The 24,601-nt window shown below is 62.9% G+C and carries 27 protein-coding genes; 20 read left to right on the top strand and 7 right to left on the bottom strand.

Annotation, left to right across the window (positions count from 1 at the left end; translation table 11 throughout):
• Nucleotides 1-4 precede the first annotated feature (4 nt).
• Genes hisN through ACVC7O_RS15520 form a run of 3 tightly spaced genes read left to right on the top strand, consistent with a single transcriptional unit; the run spans nucleotide 5 to nucleotide 2,576 of the window.
• Complete coding sequence (hisN, locus tag ACVC7O_RS15530; protein ID WP_458323023.1) at nucleotides 5-817, top strand: histidinol-phosphatase; 813 nt, start codon at nucleotides 5-7, stop codon at nucleotides 815-817.
• Nucleotides 814-2,154, top strand: a complete 1,341-nt coding sequence (locus ACVC7O_RS15525; protein ID WP_458323022.1) for an 8-oxoguanine deaminase — start codon at nucleotides 814-816, stop codon at nucleotides 2,152-2,154. The genes hisN and ACVC7O_RS15525 overlap by 4 nt, the downstream gene beginning before the upstream one ends.
• Nucleotides 2,151-2,576 carry a CAP domain-containing protein gene (locus tag ACVC7O_RS15520; protein ID WP_458323021.1) on the top strand — a complete coding sequence of 142 codons (426 nt, stop codon included), beginning with the start codon at nucleotides 2,151-2,153 and terminating at the stop codon, nucleotides 2,574-2,576. Before ACVC7O_RS15525 ends, ACVC7O_RS15520 begins: the two co-directional genes overlap by 4 nt.
• Here ACVC7O_RS15520 and guaD read toward each other — a convergent pair.
• Nucleotides 2,573-3,880 (bottom strand): guanine deaminase, encoded by a 1,308-nt coding sequence (guaD, locus tag ACVC7O_RS15515; protein ID WP_458323020.1) that lies wholly within the window; start codon nucleotides 3,878-3,880, stop codon nucleotides 2,573-2,575. The two genes, ACVC7O_RS15520 and guaD, sit on opposite strands and share 4 nt — an antisense overlap.
• 105 nt (nucleotides 3,881-3,985) lie before the next feature.
• On the opposite strand from guaD, the gene mgtE reads away from it, so the two are divergent.
• Nucleotides 3,986-5,377 (top strand): magnesium transporter, encoded by a 1,392-nt coding sequence (gene mgtE, locus ACVC7O_RS15510; protein ID WP_458323019.1) that lies wholly within the window; start codon nucleotides 3,986-3,988, stop codon nucleotides 5,375-5,377.
• Nucleotides 5,374-5,952, top strand: a complete 579-nt coding sequence (locus tag ACVC7O_RS15505; RefSeq protein WP_458323018.1) for a 5-formyltetrahydrofolate cyclo-ligase — start codon at nucleotides 5,374-5,376, stop codon at nucleotides 5,950-5,952. The genes mgtE and ACVC7O_RS15505 overlap by 4 nt, the downstream gene beginning before the upstream one ends.
• Here the strand turns inward: ACVC7O_RS15505 and ACVC7O_RS15500 are convergent.
• Both ACVC7O_RS15500 and ACVC7O_RS15495 read right to left on the bottom strand, forming a co-directional pair.
• The gene (locus ACVC7O_RS15500; RefSeq protein ID WP_458323017.1) at nucleotides 5,931-6,170 is read right to left on the bottom strand and encodes a helix-turn-helix domain-containing protein; all 240 of its coding nucleotides are present in this window, start codon (nucleotides 6,168-6,170) and stop codon (nucleotides 5,931-5,933) included. The two genes, ACVC7O_RS15505 and ACVC7O_RS15500, sit on opposite strands and share 22 nt — an antisense overlap.
• Entirely contained in the window at nucleotides 6,163-6,726 is a 564-nt protein-coding gene (locus ACVC7O_RS15495; protein WP_458323016.1) for a hypothetical protein, read from the bottom strand. Before ACVC7O_RS15495 ends, ACVC7O_RS15500 begins: the two co-directional genes overlap by 8 nt.
• A gap of 111 nt (nucleotides 6,727-6,837) precedes the next feature.
• On the opposite strand from ACVC7O_RS15495, the gene ACVC7O_RS15490 reads away from it, so the two are divergent.
• The gene (locus tag ACVC7O_RS15490) at nucleotides 6,838-7,446 is read left to right on the top strand and encodes an outer membrane protein (RefSeq protein WP_458323015.1); all 609 of its coding nucleotides are present in this window, start codon (nucleotides 6,838-6,840) and stop codon (nucleotides 7,444-7,446) included.
• On the opposite strand, the gene ACVC7O_RS15485 is transcribed toward ACVC7O_RS15490, so the two are convergent.
• Nucleotides 7,443-8,282 (bottom strand): SDR family NAD(P)-dependent oxidoreductase, encoded by an 840-nt coding sequence (locus ACVC7O_RS15485; RefSeq protein ID WP_458323014.1) that lies wholly within the window; start codon nucleotides 8,280-8,282, stop codon nucleotides 7,443-7,445. The two genes, ACVC7O_RS15490 and ACVC7O_RS15485, sit on opposite strands and share 4 nt — an antisense overlap.
• Before the next feature lie 124 nt (nucleotides 8,283-8,406).
• Here ACVC7O_RS15485 and ACVC7O_RS15480 point away from each other — a divergent pair, with 124 nt between their 5' ends.
• From ACVC7O_RS15480 to ACVC7O_RS15465, 4 genes are all read left to right on the top strand, one after another.
• Nucleotides 8,407-9,219: a TIGR00282 family metallophosphoesterase gene (locus tag ACVC7O_RS15480; protein ID WP_458323013.1), complete on the top strand. Its 813-nt coding sequence runs from the start codon at nucleotides 8,407-8,409 to the stop codon at nucleotides 9,217-9,219.
• Nucleotides 9,216-10,124 carry a DMT family transporter gene (locus ACVC7O_RS15475; protein WP_458323012.1) on the top strand — a complete coding sequence of 303 codons (909 nt, stop codon included), beginning with the start codon at nucleotides 9,216-9,218 and terminating at the stop codon, nucleotides 10,122-10,124. The genes ACVC7O_RS15480 and ACVC7O_RS15475 overlap by 4 nt, the downstream gene beginning before the upstream one ends.
• Before the next feature lie 117 nt (nucleotides 10,125-10,241).
• Complete coding sequence (locus tag ACVC7O_RS15470; RefSeq protein WP_458326104.1) at nucleotides 10,242-11,957, top strand: SLC13 family permease; 1,716 nt, start codon at nucleotides 10,242-10,244, stop codon at nucleotides 11,955-11,957.
• A gap of 120 nt (nucleotides 11,958-12,077) precedes the next feature.
• The gene (locus ACVC7O_RS15465) at nucleotides 12,078-12,242 is read left to right on the top strand and encodes a hypothetical protein (RefSeq protein ID WP_458323011.1); all 165 of its coding nucleotides are present in this window, start codon (nucleotides 12,078-12,080) and stop codon (nucleotides 12,240-12,242) included.
• Between the two features lie 82 nt (nucleotides 12,243-12,324).
• Here the strand turns inward: ACVC7O_RS15465 and ACVC7O_RS15460 are convergent, their stop codons facing one another.
• Nucleotides 12,325-14,097, bottom strand: a complete 1,773-nt coding sequence (locus tag ACVC7O_RS15460; RefSeq protein WP_458323010.1) for an SLC13 family permease — start codon at nucleotides 14,095-14,097, stop codon at nucleotides 12,325-12,327.
• On the opposite strand from ACVC7O_RS15460, the gene ACVC7O_RS15455 reads away from it, so the two are divergent.
• The 4 genes from ACVC7O_RS15455 (at nucleotide 14,091) to ACVC7O_RS15440 (ending at nucleotide 16,220) form a co-directional block, all read left to right on the top strand.
• Complete coding sequence (locus tag ACVC7O_RS15455; RefSeq protein WP_458323009.1) at nucleotides 14,091-14,642, top strand: hypothetical protein; 552 nt, start codon at nucleotides 14,091-14,093, stop codon at nucleotides 14,640-14,642. The genes ACVC7O_RS15460 and ACVC7O_RS15455 overlap by 7 nt on opposite strands.
• A gap of 96 nt (nucleotides 14,643-14,738) precedes the next feature.
• Entirely contained in the window at nucleotides 14,739-15,143 is a 405-nt protein-coding gene (locus ACVC7O_RS15450; RefSeq protein ID WP_458323008.1) for a helix-turn-helix domain-containing protein, read from the top strand.
• The gene (locus tag ACVC7O_RS15445) at nucleotides 15,140-15,409 is read left to right on the top strand and encodes a hypothetical protein (RefSeq protein WP_458323007.1); all 270 of its coding nucleotides are present in this window, start codon (nucleotides 15,140-15,142) and stop codon (nucleotides 15,407-15,409) included. Before ACVC7O_RS15450 ends, ACVC7O_RS15445 begins: the two co-directional genes overlap by 4 nt.
• A 70-nt stretch (nucleotides 15,410-15,479) precedes the next feature.
• Nucleotides 15,480-16,220, top strand: a complete 741-nt coding sequence (locus tag ACVC7O_RS15440; protein WP_458323006.1) for a YebC/PmpR family DNA-binding transcriptional regulator — start codon at nucleotides 15,480-15,482, stop codon at nucleotides 16,218-16,220.
• A gap of 74 nt (nucleotides 16,221-16,294) precedes the next feature.
• Here the strand turns inward: ACVC7O_RS15440 and ACVC7O_RS15435 are convergent, their stop codons facing one another.
• Both ACVC7O_RS15435 and ACVC7O_RS15430 read right to left on the bottom strand, forming a co-directional pair.
• Nucleotides 16,295-16,552, bottom strand: a complete 258-nt coding sequence (locus tag ACVC7O_RS15435) for a hypothetical protein (protein ID WP_458323005.1) — start codon at nucleotides 16,550-16,552, stop codon at nucleotides 16,295-16,297.
• Nucleotides 16,553-16,643: 91 nt separating this feature from the next.
• On the bottom strand, nucleotides 16,644-17,546 hold the full coding sequence (locus tag ACVC7O_RS15430; protein WP_458323004.1) for a LysR family transcriptional regulator ArgP: 903 nt from the start codon (nucleotides 17,544-17,546) through the stop codon (nucleotides 16,644-16,646).
• An 89-nt stretch (nucleotides 17,547-17,635) separates the two neighbouring features.
• On the opposite strand from ACVC7O_RS15430, the gene ACVC7O_RS15425 reads away from it, so the two are divergent.
• The 6 genes from ACVC7O_RS15425 (at nucleotide 17,636) to betA (ending at nucleotide 24,590) form a co-directional block, all read left to right on the top strand.
• Nucleotides 17,636-18,235 (top strand): LysE/ArgO family amino acid transporter, encoded by a 600-nt coding sequence (locus ACVC7O_RS15425; protein ID WP_458323003.1) that lies wholly within the window; start codon nucleotides 17,636-17,638, stop codon nucleotides 18,233-18,235.
• A gap of 39 nt (nucleotides 18,236-18,274) precedes the next feature.
• Nucleotides 18,275-19,180 carry a DMT family transporter gene (locus ACVC7O_RS15420; RefSeq protein WP_458323002.1) on the top strand — a complete coding sequence of 302 codons (906 nt, stop codon included), beginning with the start codon at nucleotides 18,275-18,277 and terminating at the stop codon, nucleotides 19,178-19,180.
• Between the two features lie 73 nt (nucleotides 19,181-19,253).
• Nucleotides 19,254-19,829: a choline-binding transcriptional repressor BetI gene (betI, locus tag ACVC7O_RS15415; protein WP_458323001.1), complete on the top strand. Its 576-nt coding sequence runs from the start codon at nucleotides 19,254-19,256 to the stop codon at nucleotides 19,827-19,829.
• Nucleotides 19,826-21,334: a choline-sulfatase gene (gene betC, locus ACVC7O_RS15410; RefSeq protein ID WP_458323000.1), complete on the top strand. Its 1,509-nt coding sequence runs from the start codon at nucleotides 19,826-19,828 to the stop codon at nucleotides 21,332-21,334. The genes betI and betC overlap by 4 nt, the downstream gene beginning before the upstream one ends.
• Before the next feature lie 49 nt (nucleotides 21,335-21,383).
• The gene (gene betB, locus ACVC7O_RS15405; protein WP_458322999.1) at nucleotides 21,384-22,841 is read left to right on the top strand and encodes a betaine-aldehyde dehydrogenase; all 1,458 of its coding nucleotides are present in this window, start codon (nucleotides 21,384-21,386) and stop codon (nucleotides 22,839-22,841) included.
• A gap of 90 nt (nucleotides 22,842-22,931) precedes the next feature.
• Nucleotides 22,932-24,590: a choline dehydrogenase gene (betA, locus tag ACVC7O_RS15400; protein WP_458322998.1), complete on the top strand. Its 1,659-nt coding sequence runs from the start codon at nucleotides 22,932-22,934 to the stop codon at nucleotides 24,588-24,590.
• The last annotated feature ends 11 nt before the right edge of the window (nucleotides 24,591-24,601 follow it).

The raw sequence follows: 24,601 nt of genomic DNA, 5'->3' as shown, positions 1-24,601 counted from the left end.
CGACATGATCCTCGACCATCAGACCCATGATCTTTCCGCGCTTGATGCAACGGCCCGACAGATGGCGGATGCCGCCCGCGCGGCGATCCTGCCGCTGTTTCGGGCGCGGGACTTGATTTCGGACAACAAACTCGCCGAGGGCTTCGACCCGGTGACCGAGGCCGACCGCGCCGCGGAACAGGCGATGCGGGCCATCCTGGCGCGCCAGAGGCCCAATGACGCCATCCTGGGCGAAGAGTTCGGCAGATCGCCCGGCACCAGCGGCCTGACCTGGGTGCTGGACCCGATTGACGGCACGCGCGGCTTTGTCAGTGGCACGCCCACATGGGGTGTGCTGATCGCCGTATCGGATGCGACGGGGCCGTTCTATGGCCTGATTGATCAACCCTATATAGGGGAGCGCTTTGTCGGCTGTGCAGGGCGCGCAGAGTTGTCGGGGCCGGCGGGCGTTGGCGCGATCAAGACCCGCTCCACCACCGATCTCGCCGAGGCGATCATCTTCACGACCTTTCCGGAGGTCGGTACAGCCGAAGAAGGCGCAGCCTTCCACGCGGTGGCGGACCGCACCAAACTCACCCGATACGGGATGGACTGCTACGCCTATGCGTTGCTTGCCGCAGGCCAGATCGATCTTGTGATCGAAGCGGGCCTTCAGGCCTATGACATCCAAGCACCGATTGCGCTGATCGAAGCAGCGGGCGGTGTCGTGACAAACTGGGAGGGCGGTTCGGTGCATGAGGGCGGGCGCGCACTTGCCGCTGCCAATCCGGACATTCACGCCAAGGCCCTCGCTGTTCTGCGAGATGCCCTCGGATGACCCGATTGCTGCTGCGCGGGGCGGATCATCTGGTGACAATGGATGACGAGCGCCGGGAGTTGCGGGGCGTCGATATCCTGATCGAAGATGGCGCGATTTGTGAGATCGGGCCTGACCTGAAGCATGATGCGTCTGTTCTGGATGTCTCCGGTTGTGTGGTGACGCCCGGCCTCGTCAATACCCATCACCACCTCTACCAGACGCTGACGCGCGCGGTGCCTGCGGCACAGGACGCGCTGCTTTTCGGCTGGCTCGAGACGCTTTACCCGATCTGGGCGCAGTTCACGCCCGAACACATCTTTACCTCCGCGCAGATCGGGTTGGCAGAGCTTGCCTTGTCGGGCTGCACGCTAAGCAGCGATCACCTCTATCTTTATCCGAATGGCGCGCGGCTGGAGGACACGATCCACGCTGCTGCCGAGGTCGGACTGCGCTTTCAACCGACCCGCGGGGCGATGAGCATTGGCCAGTCTCAGGGGGGGCTGCCGCCGGATGACCTGGTGGAGCGCGAGGCGGATATCCTGGACGATTGCATCCGGGTGATCGACGCGTTTCACGACCCGTCGCCAGCGTCCATGTGCCGGGTCGGCCTTGCGCCGTGCTCGCCCTTCTCGGTCAGCCGAGAGCTGATGCGGGATGCGGCACTTCTGGCGCGCGACAAGGGGGTGATGCTGCACACTCACCTGGCGGAGAACGATGAGGATATCGCCTATTCGCTTGCGCAGTTCGGGTGCCGCCCGGGGCAATACGCCGAAGAACTGGGCTGGGTCGGGCAGGACGTCTGGCACGCGCATTGCGTGAAGCTTGATGCCACGGAAATTGCGCTCTTCGCACAAACCGGCACCGGCGTGGCGCATTGTCCCTGCTCCAATTGCCGGTTGGGGAGCGGCATCGCGCCGGTTGTGGCAATGCGCGATGCAGGTGTTCCGGTGGGGCTTGGCGTGGACGGCTCGGCCAGCAATGACGCGGGCAACCTTGTGGCAGAAGCGCGGCAGGCGATGTTGTTGCAGCGGGTGGCGCAGGGGGCCGATGCGATGAGCCCGCGCACCGCGCTGGAGATCGCCACCCGGGGCGGCGCGGACGTACTTGGACGCCCCGAATGCGGGCGGATTGCCGTGGGCGCGCGCGCCGATATTGCGGTCTGGGATGTGTCGGGCGTCGAGGCGGCGGGGAGCTGGGACCCGGCAGCGCTGCTGTTGGCCGGGCCGACAACCGTGCGCGACTTGATTGTCGAGGGACGCGACGTGGTCCGGGACGGGCAGATCGTCACGTTCGATTTGCCTGCGGCAATCGCGCGCCAGAGTAAGATGACCCGTGACCTGATGGAGGCGTTATGAAGCAGATCCTGATAGCCTGTGTTCTCTGCGTGCTCAGCGCTGCGGTGGCTGCTGACCCTCGGGCGACGCAAGCGCTCAACGATTATCGGACCAGTAAGGGGAGGGCTGCTTTGACGTACTCCGCGACCCTCGAAGCGGCGGCGCAGGCCCATGCGGCGGATATGGCCGCGCGTGGGTTCTTTGACCATGGCGGCAGTGATGGCTCAACGGTCGGCACTCGCGTGTCGCGGCAGGGCTATCGCTGGTGCTTCGTGGCCGAGAACATCGCGCAGGGGCAGCGCTCGCTTGGTGACGTGATGCAGGCCTGGGCGGATTCGCGTGGGCACCGGCGCAATATGCTGTCGCGAGAGGCCCGGGAGTTTGCACTGGTCGAAGCGCCGGGTCATATCTGGGTGATGGTGCTGGCCGCCCCCGGCTGCTAAGCGGGTTGTGCTCGGGACCGTTTCTGCCCGGCGATCCAGACATCGGCAATGGCACGGTCATCCCCCATCATGATCGTTGGGAACAGCGCCTCCCAAATCGTTTCGGCCTCGGCCGAGCGCTGCGCAATCGCTGGGGTAGAGGCGAGATCAAGGATCGTCAGGTCGGCCTCATAGCCGGGGGCCAGCGAGCCGATCGTGTTCTGCAGATGCAGGCTGCATGCCGATCCGGCGGTCGCCAGCCACATCAACTGCGCCGGGTGCAGCGCTGTTCCGCGCAACTGCGCGACCTCATAGGCGGCGGCCATCGTGCGCAGCATGGAGAAGGACGAGCCGCCGCCGGTGTCGGTGGCGAGCCCCAGCGGAATGTGCCGCGCCGCGAGGCCCGCCACATCCATCAGGCCGGACCCGATGAAGGTGTTCGACGTGGGGCAATGCACCAGCGCGGCCCCGGTTTCTGCGATCCGGTCGATCTCGCGCGGGGCGAGGTGGATCGCGTGGCCGAAGACGGCACGTTCGCCGAGGAGCCCATGCGCCTCGTAGGTGTCGAGATAATCGCGCGCATTCGGAAAGAGGTCGCGGACCCAGGCGATCTCGGCCGGTTGTTCGCTCAGGTGCGTCTGCATCAGGCAGTCCGGGTGCTCGGCCCAAAGCGCGCCGAGCGCGGTGAGCTGTTCGGGCGTCGATGTGGGCGAGAACCTCGGGGTGATCGCGTAGGAGGCACGGCCCCGCCGATGCCAGCGTTCGAGCAGTGCCTTGCTGTGGTCATAGGCGGATTGGGCGGTGTCGCGCAGACCGTCGGGTGCGTTGCGGTCCATGCAGGTTTTGCCCGCCACGGTTCGTAGTCCTCGGGCTGCGGCGGCTTCAAAGAACGCATCCACGCTGCCCGCGTGAATGGTGGCATAGGAGCACATGGTCGTCGTGCCGTGATCCAGCGCCAGGTCGAGGTAACGGTCGGCGATGCGCGCGGCATAGGCCGGGTCCGCCAACCGCATTTCCTCGGGGAAGGTATAGGTGTTCAGCCAGTCGATGAGCTGCTTGCCCCAACTCGCGATGATCGCGGTTTGCGGGTAGTGCACGTGGGCATCAACAAGGCCGGGGCAGATCACATGCGCGCCGTAGTCCTGAACCGCGGCCTGCGGATGATCGCGGCGCAGGTCGTCGCGGTTGCCGACCGCCTGGATCACACCATCTTGCAGCAGCACGGCACCAGCGCTGTTGATCCGCACGGCCTCCTGCCATGGCTGATGGAACGGGTTGCCACGCGCCTCGAAGGTCTGGCCAAGAACAAGAATGGGACGGCTCATGCCCCCTCTCTAGGGCCTTCGCGGGGCGGCCACAACGGCGAAGGGGGCGCCATTGTATCCGATCAGGCGGCCCCGTATGGTCCGCGCAAAGCAGGGGAGACGCGCATGTCAGATCAGTCCGCGGAGCTGGAGCCGGAAGGCGAGGACGACGCCTATGTGCTGGGTCCCAAAGCGGTTGCGGCGATCCTCTATGCGGTGGATATCGACGACTCGGCTAAGCTGACGGAGCTGATGGAGCCGCTGCACCCGGCGGATATCGCGGACCTTCTGGAGCAGATCAACGCCTTTGACCGCTCGCGGCTTGTGCGGCTCTACGGGCGGGAGTTCGACGGCGAAATCCTCTCCGAGCTGGACGAGTCGATCCGCGAGGAGGTCATCGCTGTTCTGACTCCGCAGGTGCTGAGCCAGGCCGTCCGCGACATGGACAGCGACGATGTGGTCGATCTGGTGGAGGATCTGGAGGATCACCAACAGGAAGCGATCCTCGAGGCGCTGCCAGATGCCGACCGGATGGCGGTGCAGCAGGCGCTTGGCTATCCGGAGTACTCTGCGGGCCGTCTGATGCAGCGCGAGGTCGTCATGGCGCCCGAGCACTGGACCGTGGGCGAGGCCATTGATCACCTGCGCAGCACACCCGAGCAGGAACTGCCTGCGCAATTCTATCACATCGTACTCGTCGACCCCCGGCTGCACCCTATCGGGAATGTAACACTGGGCAAGCTCATGCGGTCCAAGCGCGAGGTGCGGCTGATGGACATCAAGGAGGAGACCTTCCAGACCATCCCGGTGCTGCAGGACGAATCCGATGTGGCCTATGCCTTCAACCAGTATCACCTCATCTCGGCGCCTGTGGTGGACGATGAGGAGCGGTTGATCGGGGTAATCACCATCGACGATGCGATGGCGGTGCTCGATGAAGAGCACGAAGAGGATATTCTGCGGCTTGCGGGCGTGGGTGAGGGCTCCTTGTCGGACCGGGTTGTGGAGACCACCAAGCAGCGCCTGCCGTGGCTGGCCGTGAATCTGGTGACCGCCATTGCCGCAAGTCTCGTGATCGCGCAATTTGAAGCGGCGATTGCGCAGATCGTCGCCTTGGCGGTCCTGATGCCCATCGTGGCCTCGATGGGCGGCAACGCGGGCACGCAGTCGTTGACGGTCGCGGTGCGCGCGATTGCCACCAAGGACCTGACCGGCGCCAACGTCTGGCGGGTGATCCGGCGCGAGGTGCTTGTGGGGCTGATCAACGGGGTGATCTTCGCCGTGGTCATGGGCGTCGTGGGTGTGCTGTGGTTCGGCTCGCCCGCCTTGGGCTATGTGATTGCCGCGGCGATGGTGATCAACCTCGTGGTCGCGGGGCTTGCAGGCACAGTGATTCCCGTCATCCTTGAACGTGTCGGTGTCGATCCCGCATTGGCTTCGGGCGCGTTCGTGACGACGGTGACGGATGTGGTGGGCTTCTTCGCCTTCCTCGGGCTGGCGGTTGTGGTGCTCCTGTGAGCGACCTGGCGGCGCAGAAAGCACAGGCCCGTCACGATGGGTTTGCCCGGCGCAAGGTGGCGCATGCGGCGGATGCGGGCACTGGTGCAGGGGTGCTGTCCGGCTTTCTCGCTGGTCACCGTGGCGTGCCCCTCTCGGGCTACATGCCGATCCGGACGGAGATCGACCCGCTGCCCGCGATGGCCGAGGCCGCAGCCTATGGGCCCGTTGGTATCCCGGTGATCACCGGAGACGGGCAGCCGCTCAGGTTCGCGCAATGGGAGCCGGATATGGCCCTCGTGCCGGGGGCCTTCGGGGCGCTCATCCCAGAGACGCCGCAGTTCTTTGAGCCGGAGATCGTGATCGTGCCGCTCGTGGCGTTCGATGCGCGCGGTGGGCGGCTGGGGTATGGCGGCGGGTTTTACGACCGGACGCTGGCGCTGTTACGTGCCAAGCGCCCGACGCTGGCCATAGGCTTTGCCTATGCTGCGCAGGAGGCCACACAACTGCCGCTGGAGCCCACCGACCAGACGCTCGACTTCATCGTCACGGAAGCGGGCATGTCTGATCTGCGTCAGTCGTCGGTCGCTTCATAAGTCAGGATATCGCCGGGCTGGCAGTCGAGCGCTTCGCAGATGCGGGCCAGCGTTTCAAAGCGCACGCCCTTGACCTTGCCGGATTTCAGCAGCGAAACGTTCTGCTCGGTAATCCCTACCCGCTCGGCGAGCTCTTTGGACCGCATCTTGCGGCGCGCGAGCATCACGTCGAGGGTGACGACAATCCGCTGGCCGATTTCCTGGTCGTCTTCAGACAAAGGCCTTGTTTTCCTCCGCAAGCCGGGCCGCATCGACCATGATATGGCCAAGGGCGACCAGCATCAGCCCCAGGATCACGGCATAGATGTCACCATCCTCAAAGCCAATACCGAAGGCAAGACTGGTCGGATTGGCCCAATAGAGCAGGATGGCACGCGCTGTGCCGTCGACAATCATGCTGACTGGCACGATCAACACCAGAACCCAGCCGACCCGGCGTAGCCGCACGGCCGTTTGTTGGGTGAAGATGCCGGTGCCGTCGCGGAGACCCGCAAAGAGCTGTCGGATCAGGAGCATCATCGCTGCAGCCATGACGTCGGTCGTCAGCCAGATCAGGCTCGCCAGCAGGGCGCCAGCGGTGCTCAGCCTGAGACTGCCCACCTCGATCTTCAGATGCGTGGCCATCTCCCGAGCGAGGTGCTGCGGATCGACGAAAGAGAGACCGATGAAATAGACGGCGAAGAGCACCGCCAGACCGAGGGCGAGGGTGCTGAACCAGACGCCCGCCCGCGCCGTGGCCGCGATTTTTGCTTGTCGATCGAGGTGGTCGGACATGGATGGATACCCCACATAAAAACACTGCTTGCATAAATTATCGTAAAACAATAATTCATATAAGCACAAGATTAACTATTTGCCTTTCTATCACATCATATGAGGAAACACATGACCTATCGAGAGCTGTTTTTGTCTGGCGGCATTCTTTTGGCGCTGGCCTTGCCCGCCGACGCACAGGAGCGCTGGACCGGGCCTTATGTCGGGCTATCGCTCGACAGGATCGAGACGAGTTCAGAGATTGACAGGAGTGGGGTGCATGATCTGTCAGACAAGGGTGTGCATGTCGGGCTCTACGCCGGGTATGGGCTGCGCGGGCGTGGCAACCTGATCTGGACGCCCGAGGTGGTGCTCTCCACCCTCGAAACTCAGGGCGGCGCGTCAGATGCGACCTTCGGCGGCACCGGGTTCGACGGCTCATTTCTGCTGGAGCCACGCGTGCGCGTGGGCTTTGCGACCGACCGCTTGTACTACTACGGTGTTGTGGGTCTCGGCATCACCGATGCGGGTCTGCGACCAGCTGGGTCGGATGATGATGACCTGATCGGTTCGTTCGGAATCGGTCTCGGGGCGGAATTTGCGATCAACGCGCAATGGTCCACGCGGCTGGAGGCGGTGCACTATGAGTGGAACGCCTCCGAGCAGAACTTCAATGGCCAGTTTCGCGAAACCGAGACCGATGCCTCCGTTCTACGCATCGGTCTGACCCGCCGGTTCTAGCCGCGGTCCTTTTCAAAGGCCGAGAACGCCTCGGCCCAGTCCGGATGCCATCGGGACAGGGCAGGGCGGTTTTCAGTGATGTCGCCCGCCGACCAGAGGACGCGGCGGGCGTCAATTGCCTCCGTCACCATGTTGTCTGGGCAGAGCACATAGAAATCCCCTTGTCCGACGCGATCAAAGAGATAGTCGACACATTGCGCGCTGGTCCAGGCGCCGTCGGGTTTTTCCGGCATGATGGCAGCGATCATCCCGGTGTAGGTGAAGCCGGGCACGAAGAGATGCACGTCAATGGGCGCGTCGGCCTCGCGCAGCTCGTGGGCCAGTTGTTCGGTCAACACCTTCACCGCCGCTTTCGAAGCGTTGTAGGCGGGGTTCCCCGGGGGCGTGGTGATCCCCTGTTTCGAGCCGGTGTTGATCAAGGCGGCGGGGCGGTCCGCGGCGATCATGCGCGGGACAAACGCTTGCACCCCATTGACGATGCCGAAGAAATTCACATCGAAGGTTTGCCGCCAGACCTCCGGCTTTTCCCAGCAGGAGGAGCCGAGCCCAATACCGGCGTTGTTCATCAGCACTGCGACCGGCCCGGTCTCGAACGCTTGATCCGCAAGCGCGGTCACCGCGTCCGGGTCCGAGACATCGGTCACGCGTGTCGCGACCGTGGCGCCCGCTGATGTCAACGCTTCGGCGGCTTTCGCCAAGGCTTCCGCGTTCTGGTCGGCGAGCAGCAGGGAGAACCCGTCCTTTGCCAGAAGCTCGGCCGCCGCCAGGCCCACGCCGCTGGCGCCGCCGGTGATCACGGCGAGCCCGCCGCTTGCCTTGATGTCGTCCCAGGCCATAGTTTGTCCTCCCTCTTGCCTGCTTTAAATCTAGGGCGCGACCGGCAGCTGCCTATGGCCCGTATCCTGATAATTCTGCAGCCCGCCTCTTGCCCTTGCACGCACCGCGCCCTACCCATCCTCCATGAAGCTGATGTTCCTCGGAGACGTGATGGGGCGCGCGGGCCGCCGCGCGATCACCGAAAACCTGCCGCGCCTGCGGCAGGAGTGGAAGCTCGACTTCATCGTGATCAATGGCGAGAACGCGACATCTGGCATCGGCTTGTCCGGCGCACACGCGAAGACACTGCTGGAGGCGGGGGCCGACTGCATCACGCTGGGCGATCACGCGTTTGACCAAAGAGACATGCTCCAGTTCATCGAACAGGAGCCGCGCGTGATCCGCCCGCTGAACTTCTCCAAGGCTGCACCGGGCAAGGGGTCGCGGCTCTTCACGGCGCAGAACGGGCGCAAGGTGCTGGTGGCGCAAGCGCTGGGGCAGGTCTTCATGAAGCGCCCCTTCGACGATCCCTTCTCGGCCCTGGAGCCAGTGTTGAAGACCCATCCGCTGGGTGGGCAAGCCGCGGCGGTGATCGTCGATATGCACTGCGAAGCGACGTCGGAGAAGATGGCAATGGGCCACTTCTGTGACGGGCGCGCGAGCCTTGTTGTGGGCACCCATACACATGTGCCGACGGCAGACGCGATGATCCTGCCCGGCGGTGCTGCCTATCTCACCGATGCGGGCATGTGCGGCGACTACAATTCTGTCATCGGGATGGAGAAGGCCGAACCGCTGCGGCGGTTCATCACCGGCATGCCGCGTGAACGTTTTACGCCCGCGGCGGGTGAAGCCACGCTCTCGGGCGTCTATGTCGAGACGGATGACCGTACCGGCAAGGCGACGCGCATCGCGATGGTGCGCAATGGCGGGCTGCTGGAGGCCGCCGCGCCGTGAGCCTGTCGCGCAAAGATGTCGCTGTTTTCACAGGTGTCCTGATCGTGCTGGGTGCGGGTTGGGGCATGACCCAACCGCTGACCAAGATTGCGGTGTCCACCGGATACAAGCATTTCGGGCTGATTTTCTGGCAGCTTTTCATCGGTGCGGCGCTGATGGCAGCGATCTGCGCTGTGCGTGGGACAAAGCTGCCGCGTGGTCGCGCGCAGGTCAGCATTTGCCTGATGGTGGCGCTGGTCGGCACGATGATCCCGAACTCGACCTCCTATCAGGCGGCGGTGCATCTTCCGGCCGGCATCTTGTCGATCCTGTTGTCGATGGTGCCGATGTGGGCGTTTCCCATCGCCTTGATGATGGGGCTCGACCAGTTCTCGTGGCGGCGCTTCTTCGGCCTGGCGCTTGGCCTTTGTGGTGTGCTTCTGATCGCCGCGCCCGGCGCATCGGCGCTCGATCTTGCGGTGTTCTGGGTGCTGATCGGGCTGATCAGCGGGATCTGTTATGGGCTTGAGGGCAACCTCGTCGCCAAGTTCGGCACCGCAGGGATGGACCCGTTCCAGGTGCTTTATGGTGCGTCGCTGATGGGGGCGGTGATCATGCTGCCTGTCGCACTTCTCTCGACCCAATGGATCCCCGCTGCCGAGCTGCTCACCCGCGAAGGACAGGCGCTCGTTCTGGCTTCCGTCATCCATGTTGTGGTCTATGCAGGCTACGTCTGGATGGTCGGGCAGGCAGGCTCGGTCTTTGCCGTGCAGGTCAGTTATCTGGTCACGGGCTTCGGCGTGCTCTGGGCCAAGCTGATCCTGGACGAGGCCTATTCGACCGGGATTTGGGCCGGGCTGCTCCTGATGTTCGCGGGGATGTACCTGGTCCAGCCGCGCCCGAAGGCAGCGCTTGCCCCCGCCTGATCAATCCGCCACACTCACCGGAGGTTGAATGTTGTCAGAGGCGCTATCCCCTTGACCCCTTTGGTTGAATTGTCCTCCAACACGGCTGCGTTTCTGACCCTTGGGGTGGTTGCGGTGATGTTTGCGCTATTCGTGCGCGAGACCTTTCCGACCGAGGTTGTGGCGATTGCGGGCTCCGCGCTGATGCTGCTCCTGGGTGTGCTTCCCTACGAGAATGCGCTGGCGGTTCTGAGCAACCCCGCGCCCTGGACCATCGCCGCGATGTTCATCGTCATGGGCGCTCTGGTGCGGACCGGCGCACTTGAGGTGCTGACCCAGATGGCCGAGCGTTATGCCAAGACCCATCCACGTGGTGCGGTTGTGGGGGTGCTCTTGTCGGTCATGGGCGCCTCGGCGATCATGAACAACACGCCTGTGGTCGTGGTCATGATCCCCGTTGTCGTGCAGCTCAGCCAAACCCTGGGGGCGAAGGCATCGAAGCTGCTGATCCCCCTCAGCTATGCGGCGATCATGGGGGGCTCACTGACCTTGATCGGCACCTCGACGAACCTTTTGGTCGACGGTGTCGCGCGGACCCAGGGGCTTGATCCCTTCACGATCTTCGAGATCCTGCCGATTGGCCTCGTGGTCTGCGTCTGGGGTCTGACTTACTTGTCGCTCTTCGCGCGGCATCTCCTGCCCGACCGGGATAGCATGGCCAATATGCTGTCGGACCGGTCGAAGATGAAATTCTTCACCGAGGCCGTGATTCCGCCGGAATCGAACCTGATCGGACGCGACGTGCTCGGCGTGCAGCTTTTCAAGCGTGAAGGCGTGCGGCTGATCGACGTGATCCGGGGTGACGCGTCCTTGCGGCGCAATCTCAAGGACGTCACACTGCAACTGGGCGACCGCGTGGTCCTGCGCACGCAGATGACGGAACTCCTGAGCCTGCAAGCGACCAAGGAGCTGAAACGGGTGGATCAGGTTTCGGCCGTGGAGACCACCACGGTTGAGGTACTGATCACGCCGGGCTGTCGCATGGTCGGGCGGTCGCTTGGCAACATGCGTCTGCGGCGGCGCTATGGCGTTTATCCCTTGGCCGTGCATCGCCGCAATCAGAACATCGGGCGGCAGCTCGATGATCTGGTGGTGAAGGTCGGCGATACGCTGCTGCTGGAAGGTGCGCCGGAAGATATCCAGCGCCTCGCGGCGGATATGGATATGGTCGATGTCTCGCAGCCCTCGGCACGGGCCTTCCGTCGCAGCCACGCGCCGATTGCCATTCTGGCCTTGATCGGCATCGTCGCCCTCGCGGCCTTCAACGTCGCCCCGATTTTGCTGCTCGCAATCCTCGCTGTTGCGCTGGTGCTAGTGACTGGCTGCATCGACGCCGATGAGGCGTTTTCCTTCGTCGATGGCCGTCTGCTGGCGTTAATCTTTGCAATGCTGTCGGTCGGCGCGGCGCTGCAGCATTCAGGCGCCGTTGCGCTGATCGTCGATGCGGTGTCACCGACCCTCATGGCGATGCCGCCCACGGTGGTGGTGCTCGTCGTCTTCGTCATGACCTCGACCCTGACCGAGATCGTCTCGAACAACGCGGTCGCGGTGATCATGACGCCGCTGGCCATCGGGCTTGGAACGGCACTCGGGCTCGATCCGCGCCCGCTGGTGGTGGCCGTGATGATCGCAGCGTCCTGCGCGTTCGCCACGCCCATCGGCTATCAGACCAACACGCTGGTCTACGGCCCGGGCGGCTATCGCTTCACCGATTTCATGCGGGTGGGCGTGCCGCTGAACCTGAGTATGGCACTGATCGTGTCGATGGTCATTCCGCTGATCTGGCCGCTCTGACCCCTCATGCTGCTATGCAGCAATTGCAGATCAGCTTTTCGGTTTTGAACGTTGTTTGTTAAGGGTTTCGATATCATGTTGGCGCTATCAGAACATCCGGTTTTGATGAAAGGACGCAACATGAACACCATCATTGCACGACTGAAAAACGCGGCCAACAAACGGGCCGAATTCAACCGCACCTATCACGAGTTGCGGTTCATGCCACGCGAGACAGCGATCGATCTGGGGATGTTCCCGGAAGACGCTTATGACGTGGCCTACGCGCACGTCTACGGACGCTGAGCCATAGGGCGTCAGAAGGGCGCCCACGAGTTTCCCGACCCGCATTCGCTTTGCCGGATGCGGGTCTTTTTGTGGCCGCGGGTCAGAGAGGCCAGACGATCAGGATGACGGGGATCGAGACCGCCACGACGATCACCTCCAACGGCAGCCCCATGCGCCAATAGTCGCCGAATTTGTAGCCGCCCGGGCCGAGGATCAGCGTGTTGTTCTTATGCCCAATCGGTGTGAGGAAGGCGGACGACGCGGCAACCGCAACGGCCATGAGGAACGGGTCGGGTGAGACATCGAGGCTTTGCGCCATCTGGATGCCGACGGGTGCTGCGACGATGGTGGTTGCGGTGTTGTTCAAGACATCCGACAGCGTCATCGTCACCACCATCAGCACGGTCAGGACCGCCCAGGCAGGCAGCCCGCCTGTCCAGGAGACCAATGCGCCTGCGATGAGTTCCGTGCCTCCCGAGCTTTCCAGCGCTGCGCCAAGGGGGATCATCGAGCCCAGCAGGACAACCACGGGCCAGTTGATGTGATCGTAAAGCTCGTTGAGGGGCACGATCCGGGTCAGCACATAGGCCACGACCACGATCCCCAGCGCGATGGGCAGGTAGAGCAGCCCGACGCTGGCGGCGGCTACCGCGCCGGCGAAAAGCCCGATCGCCAGCCAGACCTTGCGGTTTTCTGTCACCGCGAGGCCGCGGTCGGCGAGCGGCAGACAGCCCAGCCAATCGGTCACATCCGGTCCGGTGTCGCGCGGCACGAGCAGCAGCAGGATGTCGCCAGTCTTCACCACGGTCTTGCGCAGATGCTTGGTGATCCGTTTGCCCTGCCGCGAGATGCCGAGCAGCACAGTCCGCTGGCGCCAGGCGAGGCCGATGGACTGCGCGGTCTTGCCGTTGATGCGCGCGCCTTCGGGTACGACGACCTCGATGATCTCCACGCCATCGCCATCCGCCCGAAGTGCCTCTTCCCGCTTGGCGTCAGCGACGGCAAGATCAAGGCTGCTGCGGAATTCATCGAGCGCGTCAGGCGTGGCCTCCAGCACCAGTGCGTCGCCCGCCTGCAGCACTGCGTTGCGGGCCTGGCCATAGCGGCGCTTGCCATCGCGGATCAACCCGAGGATGGCGACATCGGATTTGTCCGCGGCGTCCGAAAGTTCAGCGACACGTTTGCCGATCTGCTTGTTGCCTTCGGGCACCGTGAGTTCGGCGATGTACTGCGACAGGTCGGCGTCATTTGTGGAGCTGGCATCACCCTGCGGGATCAGGCGCCACCCAATCAGTGCTACGAAGGCGAGCCCTGCGAGGGCCGCAGCCCCGCCCACAGGCGCAAAATCGAACATTGCGAAGGGCGCACCAAGAGCGTCTTCGCGGATCGAGGCTATAATGATGTTTGGTGGTGTGCCGATCAGCGTGGCCATTCCCCCGAGGATCGTCGCGAAGCTGAGCGGCATGAGGCTGAGGCCCGGGGGCCGGCCCGCCTTCCGGGCGGTCTGGATATCGACGGGCATTAGCAAGGCCAGTGCCGCCACATTGTTCATAAACGCCGAGAGCACGCCGCCGATGGCCCCCATCAGCGCGATATGAGCCCCAAGGGCGCGGGAGGCGTCGACCAGCGTGCGGGTGATCAGAAATACGGCTCCCGATCTGACCAACCCGGCCGAGACCACCAGCACCAGAGCGACCACCAAAGTCGCCGGATGGCCGAAGCCGGAAAAGGCATCCTCGGTCGGGACCACGCCCAGAACAACGCCCAGCATCAGCGCGGAAAAGGCAACGATATCATAGCGAAAGCGCCCCCAGAGCAGCAGCCCAAAGACGGCGCCAAAGAGCGCAAAGAGGATGATCTGGTCTTGTGTCAAAGGGGCTGCTCCACGCTCTTGATTTCGCGAGTTGTTTTACCTCAACTGCGGTTATGTCCGATTTGAAGTTTTTAATCACCAATGGATTTCTGGAGGCGCTGGAGCGGGCGGGCAAGCTGGCACCGCGTGCTGCCGCCAAGGCCAAGGTGCGCATTTTCAAGCTGAAGCGATACCTTGACGGGGTCGAGCACAGCTGGCGTAACCCGGATCATCTGCGCTGGAGCCACGTGGCTGAGGCGCGTCACATCAAAAGCGCCTATCCTCCACCCGAGTTTGGCGACTTTCTAGCCAATCTCGAGAAACCCGTTTTGTTTCAAGAGATTGATGGGCTGAAGGATCTGGATCCGGAAGGATATTTTGCGCGGTTCCGTGCGCCGCGGTTCGAACTGGCCTGCGTTGTGCTTTATACAGAGCACCCGGATCGACGGTTGGCCTTTCTCAGCGTCGGAACCTTGGCAGACTGCAATCGGACCCTTGCTGATTTACGGAATGCCGCTGCGGCGCGGAAGGTCATTGCAGAGCTGCGCAAGGTTAAAGCGGTCTGACCGGGCCGGGCGCCGAAATCTTGACAAGAGGAGGTTTGTGTCTTAAGTGTTGCTTTGCAAGACAACAGTTCGCGACCGCCAGACAGAAGGTGAAGTATGACTGATGTACAGATCAATGCGGGCAGCGGGGCAAAAGCCTCCAAGCCCACAGCCGCCCGCCGCGCCGCACGGACCTCGACCACGCCGGTCAAACCGGTCAAGGAACTCGACAATGCTGCCTTTGAGGCCGCCTTCGATGCGCTGGACCCGGCAGAGCGGCATGCTGTCTTCCGTGATGCGGGCGAGGAACTGGCCCGCACCCTCGGCGCGCAGGTGATTGCGCAGATGCTGAACGGGTCCGACCTGAGCCTGCGTGAAATCGGGGCGCAATCGGGGTTTGACCACACGGCGCTGTCGCGGATTGCGCGGGGCGACTCGAAGACCGGACCGACCTTGTGGAAGGTCTTTGCTCTCGCCGAGGCGCTCGGCTACCGGATCGAGCTGAACGCCGTCAAGAAGTGAGCAAAGCCGGTCTCGTTTCTGATGCGCTGATCCTCGCGCCGGCGATCTGGGCATGCTCTTTCCTGTTGAGATCCCGTTGGCACGAACGGGCCGTGGCGCGGTTGATCGATGAGGGCGCGGACGAGGCCACCGTACAGCTCAAGCGCGAAGAGGCGCGGTACTATCAGGATTTTGCGCGTGTCATGCCCAACTACATGTTGGGCGCCTTGACGCTTGGTCTGGCGATCCGGGCCTATCTCATCCTCGCGGCGTTCATCGCACGCTAGGCTCGGGGGTTGAGCGTTTCTACGCGCGCGGATACATATCGCCAAACTCAAAGACGAATGGAGGGTGCCAATGGCCGGACACTCAAAATGGGCAAACATCCAGCACCGCAAGGGTCGTCAGGATGCGGTGCGCGCCAAGCTGTTTTCCAAGCTCAGCAAGGAGATCACCGTGGCCGCCAAGATGGGCGACCCCGATCCTGACAAGAACCCGCGCCTGCGCCTTGCGGTGAAAGAAGCCAAGTCGCAGTCCATGCCCAAGGACAACATCGACCGCGCGATCAAGAAGTCGCAAGCCGGCGACGGCGATGATTACGAAGAAATCCGCTATGAGGGGTACGGACCCAATGGCGTGGCTGTGATTGTCGAGGCGATGACGGACAATCGCAACCGCACGGCCTCGACGGTGCGCTCGACCTTCACCAAGAACGGCGGCAACCTGGGTGAGACGGGTTCGGTCGGCTTCATGTTCGACCGCAAGGGCGAGGTGACATACCCCGCCGAGGCGGGCGACGCGGATACGGTCATGATGGCCGCTATCGAAGCGGGTGCAGAGGATGTGGAAAGCTCAGACGACGGCCACGTGATCTGGTGCGCCGACACCGATCTGAACGAGGTGGCGACCGCCCTGGAAGCTGACTTGGGCGAGTCCGAGAGCACCAAGCTCGTCTGGAAACCGACAACCACGACCGAGATGGACCTCGACGGCATGCAGAAGCTGATGAAGCTCATCGATGCGTTGGAAGATGATGACGATGTGCAGCGGGTGACCACCAACTTCGAGGCCACGGATGACGTGATGGCCCAGCTCTGAGCGACCATCTCTCTAGCCACATAAAAAGCCGCCCCGCTGACCGGGCGGCTTTTTACATGTCTGCGGCCCAGGTCCTAGCGGATCTGATCACATTGGGTGCAAAACAGCATCCGGGCGAATTGGCCCCAGCTTTGCGTGCTGTCGGACGCCGGGCGCGCTGTGCTCCGATTGATGCGTTTCATCAGGTGCTTCAGGTCGGTCAGTCGCTTGTTGGCGCCGCTGCCGCCCGCTTGGCTCTGCACGGTCAGGATCTTCTTTTGGGTATGCAGGGCAGACTCGATGAGTTCGATGTCTTTCGCAGTAAGATCGAGGTTGTGTAAATTGTCCAGCATCTGAAACGTATCCTTGTTACATCCCCATCATATGGGGAACAAAGAGATATACGCCAATCATCCCGAATAAGATTTCTGTGATTTTCTGTTTCTAAGTCACGCTTGCGTGAGAAGGCTTAACAAGATGTCGCCGGGCCTGCCGTTTGATCGCGCGGCTGAGTGGTTCGAGGGCAGGGGTCATGAGACGGCTGGTCTGCCAGTAAAGTGCTATGTCTAAAGGATTTTCTGGCGCAAGTGCGCAGAGCGTGCCACGCTCGAGATGATGTGCCACGAGCGGCAGCGGATTCATGCCCCACCCCAGGCCGACAATTGCCGCGTCGACAAAAGCATGGGTCGAGGGCAGCTGGTGCGCGGGTGGCGTTAGCCTTTCTCCTGTCACTTGCGTGATCCAGCGGTGCTGCAACTTGTCCTTGGCGTTGAAGGTCATCATCGGCGCGCGGGCCAGGGTGGCCGCTGTCACGCCTTCCTGAAACCATGTCCGCATGAACGCCGGGCTCGCGGTTGCCACATAGCGCAGCGCTCCGAGCGGTTGGCAGGTACAGCCGGACACCGCCTGGCTCTGCCCCGTGACGGCGGCACTGACCGCCCCGCGCAGGAGCCAATCGGTGGAGGTGTCCTGATCGTCGATCACCAGATCAAAGAGTAACCCCTCCACCTCGGCCAATCCGTCCACGAACCAGGTGGCGAGGCTGTCGGCATTGACCGCGATGCGGACCCGTGGCGCAGATGTCTCCGCATCCGGGCGCAGGTTTTTCAGAACATGCGCTTCCAGCAGCGCGACATCGTTGGCGTGGCGCGCAAGCCGTGTTCCCGCATCGGTCGGAGTGCAGGGCTGTCCGCGATAGACGAGCGCTGTGCCCATGCGTTCTTCCAGCGCCTTGATCCGTTGCGAGATCGCCGACGGCGTCACGCCGAGATGCGCTGCCGCTGCATCAAAGCTGCCGTGTCGCACAATGGCGGACAAGGCGGCAAGGTGGCTGGGGTCGAATAGCATTAGCTGTGCTTAAGTCTTGATAGTGATTTTAATTTGAGTAATCCGCGAGCTCACTTTAGTCAATCGCGAGACGCTGAAGGAGCACCGCGATGATCGACACCTTTTTGCCCGGCTATCTGCTGAGCCTGTCCCTGATCGTGGCGATTGGTGCGCAGAACGCCTTTGTGCTGCGCCAGGGCTTGCGGCGCGAGCATGTATTCTGGGTGTGCCTGACCTGCGGTGTTTCGGATGCGATCCTGATCGCGGCGGGCGTGGCCGGGTTTGGCGCTTTGGCTCAACATGTGCCATGGTTTGAGACGGCCATGCGCTATGGCGGCGCCGCTTTTCTGCTGTGGTATGGCTGGCGCAGCGCCAGATCTGCCTGGATCGGAGGGCAGGTGTTGCAGGCCGATGGCGGCGCACAAAGGGCGTTGCTCCCGACCCTGCTAACCTTGCTGGCCCTCACCTGGCTGAACCCGCATGTCTACCTCGATACGGTTGTGCTGATCGGCTCGATATCGGCGCAATACGACAATCGGTTGATCTTCGGGGCAGGGGCGGTGCTTGCCAGCCTGAGCTTTTTCTTCGCTCTCGGCTATGGGGCGCGATTGCTCGCGCCGCTCTTCGCCCGACCCACCAGTTGGCGCATCCTCGATGCGCTGATCGCGCTGACCATGTGGGCCATCGCGGCGGGACTATTGTTGACCTAGCCTCTTGCAGACCCGCGGAAAACGCGGTGTCTATGGCGCATGGTCACCCGCAGCCCCCAACGCCCCGTTGCCGGCATCTTCTGGATGCTGGTGACCGGATTGTGTTTCATCGCGGTGACGGCGCTGGTGAAAGTCATGGGCACACGGGTGCCTCCGGCGGAATCGGCCTTCCTGCGGTATCTGATGGGGCTGATTTTTCTGGTCCCGGCCATTGGTGCCCTGCGCGAGGCGCATCTGACCCCGCGCCAGTGGAAGCTCTTTGGTCTGCGCGGCGTGATGCACGGAATTGGGGTTATCCTGTGGTTCTACGCCATGGCGCGTATTCCCATCGCCGACGTCACGGCGATGAACTACATGGCGCCGATCTACGTGACGATCGGTGCGGCGCTCTTCCTCGGTGAGCGGCTCGCCTTTCGTCGGATCGCGGCCATTCTGGCGGCACTCTTTGGTGCCTTCCTGATCCTGCGCCCCGGGTTTCGCGAGATCAGCACCGGCCATTTCGCCATGCTGGCTACGGCCATCGCCTTTGGCGGCTCCTATCTGACGGCGAAGGTGATGGCGGATGAGGTCAAACCTGCCGTTGTGGTTGCGATGCTATCGATCTTTGTGACGATCACGCTTGCGCCCTTCGCGCTGGCCAATTGGGTCACGCCCACCCTTGCGGATCTGGGCGTGCTGTTCCTCGTCGCCTGTTTTGCGACTGCCGGGCATTACACCATGACGCTGGCCTTCGCCGCGGCCCCGCTGACCGTCACGCAGCCTGTAACCTTCGCCCAGCTCATCTGGGCCGTGCTGCTCGGCTATCTGGTCTTTGACGAGGCCATCGACATCTGGGTGGTGCTGGGCGGGCTGGTGATCATGGGCTCGGTGGTCTTTATCACCCTGCGCGAGGCGGCCTTGAAACGTGGGGAAACGACGCCCCCGGTGCATGCCACAAAAGGATAGGCATTTTTCTTGATTGACTGATCAATAAAAAAACCCAATATCTGATGCGACGCCACAATCTCGGGAGAGTCGCATGCCGAAACTTGGAATGGAGCCGATCCGTCGCAGCGCCTTGGTCGAGGCGACGATTGCCGAGCTTGCGTCAAAAGGCTCGCTCGACGTGACCGTCGGACAGATCGCCAAGCGGGCGGGCATGTCCACCGCGCTCGCGCACCACTATTTCGGCGGGAAGGACCAGATTTTCCTCGCGGCCATGCGGCAGATCCTGCGCGATTTCGGCACAGAGGTCCGCCGCGGTCTGGCTACGGCGCGCACCCCAAAGGCGCGGGCCGTGGCGCTGATCGAGGCCAGCTTTTCGCCTACCTGTTTCTCGCCCAAGACTGTCAGCGCCTGGATGACCCTTTATGCGCAGGCACAGACCAACGCGGAGATGCTGCGACTGCTCACGCTGTACCAGTGTCGTCTGAAGTCCAACCTCAGCCACGCGTTACGACCCCTGACCGCGGAACCCGAAGCGCAGGCAGAACTGATCGCCGCGCTCATCGATGGCTTGTACCTGCGCGCCGCCCTCTCGCGATCCCAGAGTCCGGATGCGGCGCGGACAAAAACGCTCGACATGCTCGATATGGTGCTGGAGCAAAACGCATGAGCAGCCCGAACATCCTGATCCTCATGGTGGATCAACTCAACGGCACGCTGTTTCCGGACGGACCGGCGGAGTGGCTGCACGCACCCAACCTCAAGGCGCTCGCCGTCCGCTCGACCCGGTTCCGCAACGCCTATACGGCCTCGCCCCTCTGCGCGCCCGGTCGAGCAGCGTTTATGTCGGGTCAGCTCCCCTCGGCTACGGGTGTCTACGACAACGCGGCAGAATTCCCGTCGTCGGTCCCTACCTATGCCCATCACCTGCGCCGGGCGGGCTATCAGACCTGCCTGTCGGGCAAGATGCATTTCGTCGGCCCCGACCAGTTGCACGGGTTCGAGGAGCGCCTAACCACTGACATCTATCCGGCCGACTTCGGCTGGACGCCCGACTATCGAAAACCCGGCGAGCGTATCGACTGGTGGTATCACAACATGGGGTCGGTTACCGGCGCGGGTGTGGCCGAAATCTCCAACCAGATGGAGTATGACGACGAAGTCGCGTTCAACGCGACGCGCAAGCTCTATGATCTGTCCCGCGGTGCGGACGAGCGCCCTTGGTGTCTGACCGTCAGCTTCACCCACCCACATGACCCATACGTGGCGCGCAAAAAGTACTGGGATCTCTACGAAGACTGCGAGCACCTGCTGCCCGAGGTCCCGGCTTTCGCCTACGAGGATCAGGACCCGCACAGCAAACGCATTTTCGACGCCAACAATTGGCGCAGCTTTGACATCACCGAAGAGGACATTCGCCGGTCGCGCCGGGCTTACTTTGCAAATATCAGCTATCTCGACGACAAGATCGGGGAGATTTTGCAAACCCTTGAGGACACCCGACAGGAGGCGATCATCCTCTTCGTCTCTGATCACGGCGACATGCTGGGCGAGCGTGGGCTGTGGTTCAAGATGTCCTTCTTCGAGGGGTCCTCTCGCGTGCCGCTGATGATCTCTGCCCCGCAGATGGAACCGGGTTTGCAAGTCACGCCCGTGTCCAACATCGACGTCTGCCCGACGCTCTGTGACCTCGCCGGTGTCTCGATGGACGACGTGATGCCGTGGACCACCGGCCAATCTCTGGTGCCCATGGGGCAAGGCGCGGAGCGGACCGAACCGGTGGCGATTGAATACGCCGCCGAGGCCTCTTACGCGCCGATGGTCTCGCTGCGCTACGGCAAGTGGAAATACAACCGCTGCGCTTTGGATCCGGACCAGCTCTTCGATCTGGAAGCTGACCCCCATGAGCTGACCAATCTGGCAGACCACCCCGCGCACCAAAGTACGCTGACCCAGCTCAAGGCCAAATCCGAGGATCGCTGGGATCTCGCCGCTTTCGACGCCGATGTGCGTCAAAGCCAGGCGCGCCGCTGGGTTGTCTACGACGCCCTGCGGCAAGGTGGCTACTACCCGTGGGACTACCAGCCCCTGCGCGCCGCTTCCGAGCAATACATGCGCAACCACATGGACCTGAACATCCTCGAAGACAGCAAGCGCTTCCCCCGAGGTGAGTGATCTTCACCCTTCTCCAAATACTCCCGCCGGAGGCATGAAAGTTCTGAACATGACCTATCCAACCCAACCTACAGCCAGCCATTTCATCAACGGCGCATACGTTGAAGATACCGCAGGCACGCCCATCGAGGTGATCTACCCCGCCACCGGCGAAAAGATCGCAACGATCTATGCGGCGACGCCAGCTCTGATCGAACACACCATCGAGAGCGCACGCGCCGCCCAAGCCGGATGGGCCGCTATGACTGGCACGGAACGCGGGCGCATCCTGCGCCGCGCCGCAGATATCATGCGGGATCGCAACCATAATCTGTCCGTGCTCGAGACTTATGACACCGGCAAGCCCTATCAGGAGACCAGTGTCGCGGACGCGACCAGCGGGGCCGATGCGCTGGAGTACTTCGGCGGGATGGCCGCGACTCTCACGGGCGAGCACATCCAGTTGGGCGAGGATTGGGTCTATACTCGCCGCGAGCCCCTCGGCCTGTGCGTCGGCATTGGCGCCTGGAACTACCCCACCCAGATCGCCTGCTGGAAAGGCGCGCCCGCGCTGGTCTGCGGCAACGCAATGATCTTCAAACCCTCCGAGACCACGCCGCTCTGCGCGCTGAAAGTGGCCGAGATCCTGCATGAGGCGGGTCTGCCCGCTGGTGTCTACAACGTGCTGCAGGGTCTGGGCGAGGTCGGCTCCGCGCTGGTCACAGACCCAAGGGTCGACAAAGTCTCGCTCACCGGCTCGGTGCCCACGGGTCGCAAGGTCTACGCCGCTGCGGCTCAGGGTATCAAGCATGTGACGATGGAACTCGGCGGCAAATCTCCGATGATCGTGTTCGATGACGCGGATATCGAAAATGCAGTGAGCGGTGCCATCCTCGGCAATTTCTACTCATCGGGCCAGGTGTGTTCGAACGGCACTCGGGTCTTTGTGCACAAGGCGATCAAGGAGGCGTTTCTCAACCGGCTGAGCGCACGGCTCGAGGGTGCTGTGATCGGCGATCCGATGCAGCCCGAGACGAGTTTTGGGCCCATGGTTTCCGAGCGGCAGATGAACATCGTTCTGGATTACATCAAGACAGGCAAAGCGGAGGGCGCGCGGTTGGTCTGCGGCGGTGACCGTCTCGACCGCGCCGGTTTCTATCTGCAACCGACAGTCTTCGCTGACGTGAGCGATGATATGACCATCGCGCGTGAAGAGATCTTTGGCCCGGTCATGGCGGTGCTCGACTTTGAGGATGAAGACGATGTCATGGCCCGCGCAAATGCCACCGAGTTCGGTCTCGCCGCAGGTGTGTTCACCCGGGACCTCGCCCGTGCGCACCGTGTGGCGGCCGGGTTCGAAGCCGGGACCTGCTATATCAACACTTATAACGATGCCCCAGTCGAGGCCCCCTTTGGAGGGTCCAAGTCGTCGGGTGTCGGGCGCGAGAATTCGAAGGCGGCCATTGAGCACTATAGCCAGTTGAAGTCGGTCTATGTGCGTATGGGCGATCTTGAAGCCCCGTTCTGACCAGCAGGAATTGATCCAAATGGGCGCTGGTGCGCACGCCATTTTTCGGGCGCGTGCCGCGCGGCGCTGATCCAGTAAGTGAGTGTGAAGATGCAAGCGGATTTCGTGATTGTGGGCGCGGGCAGCGCAGGCTGTGCGATGGCGTATCGGCTCAGCGCAGCGGGCGCCTCGGTGATCGTCATTGAGCACGGAGGGACCGATGCGGGGCCGTTTATTCAGATGCCTGCGGCCCTGTCCTACCCGATGAACATGAAGCGGTACGATTGGGGCTATACCTCCGAGCCCGAGCCGCATCTGAACAACCGGCGTTTGGCTTGTCCGCGCGGTAAGGTGATCGGTGGCTCGTCCAGCATCAACGGCATGGTCTATGTGCGCGGCCACGCGATGGACTTCGACCATTGGGCGGAGCAGGGGGCGGATGGCTGGGCCTATGCAGATGTGCTGCCCTACTACAAGCGCATGGAGAGCTGGCACGCCAACGGCCATGGCGGTGATCCCGCGTGGCGGGGGGCCGACGGCCCGTTACACGTGAGCCGGGGGCCGCGGCAAAACCCGCTCTACCATGCCTTTGTCGAGGCGGGGCGGCAGGCGGGCTATCAGACCACCGATGACTACAATGGCGAGAAGCAGGAAGGCTTTGGCCCGATGGAGCAGACCGTCTGGCAAGGCCGCCGCTGGTCCGCCGCCAACGCCTATCTGCGGCCCGCGATGAAGACGGGCAAATGCACCGTCATAAACGGGTTGGCCCAGCGTGTGGTGATCGAAGAGGGCCGTGCGACGGGGGTGGAGATTCGGCGCGGCGCGTCGGTCACGGCGATCAAGGCCAATCGCGAGGTGGTCCTGGCGGCGTCTTCCATCAATTCGCCCAAGCTGCTGATGCTTTCCGGCATCGGCCCGGCAGCGCATCTGGCCGAGCATGGAATCGACGTGGTGGCGGACCGGCCTGGCGTCGGTCAGAACCTGCAGGACCACCTCGAGCTCTACCTGCAAATGGCGGCGAGCCAGCCCATCACCCTCTACAAGCACTGGAACCTTGTGTCCAAGGCGGCCATCGGCGCGCAGTGGTTGTTCTTTAAGAAGGGCTTCGGCGCCTCCAATCAGTTCGAAAGCACCGGGTTCATCCGCTCGCAAGCCGGTGTGCCGTACCCGGACATCCAGTTCCACTTCCTGCCGATTGCGGTGCGTTACGACGGTAAGGTGGCGGCAGAAGGACATGGATTCCAGGCGCATGTTGGGCCGATGCGCTCTCCGTCACGTGGTGCGGTGACGCTGGCCTCGGCCGATCCTGCGGCGGCGCCCCGCATCTTCTTCAACTACATGTCGAAGGAGGAAGACTGGGTCGACTTCCGCCGCTGCATCCGCCTGACCCGGGAGCTCTTTGCGCAGGATGCCTTCAAGCCTTTCGTGAAACACGAAATCCAGCCGGGGGATGCGTTGCAGTCGGATGCCGACCTCGACGGGTTCATCGCCGAGCACGCGGAGAGCGCCTATCACCCCTGCGGCACCTGCCGCATGGGCCGTGCTGACGATGTACAGGCGGTGGTTGATCCGGAGGCGCGGGTGATTGGTGTTGAGCGGCTGCGGGTGGCGGACAGCAGCGTTTTTCCCCGGATCACCAACGGCAACCTGAACGCACCGTCCATCATGGTGGGCGAGAAGGTGTCCGATCATCTGCTGGGGCGCGCGGCGCTTGCGCCCGCGAACGATGTGCCCTGGGTCCATCCCGCATGGCAGACCGCCCAGCGTTAACCTTCTGATAA

Source organism: Roseobacter cerffii (genome assembly GCF_054226325.1).
This window is presented reverse-complemented; position numbering and strand designations above follow the sequence as displayed.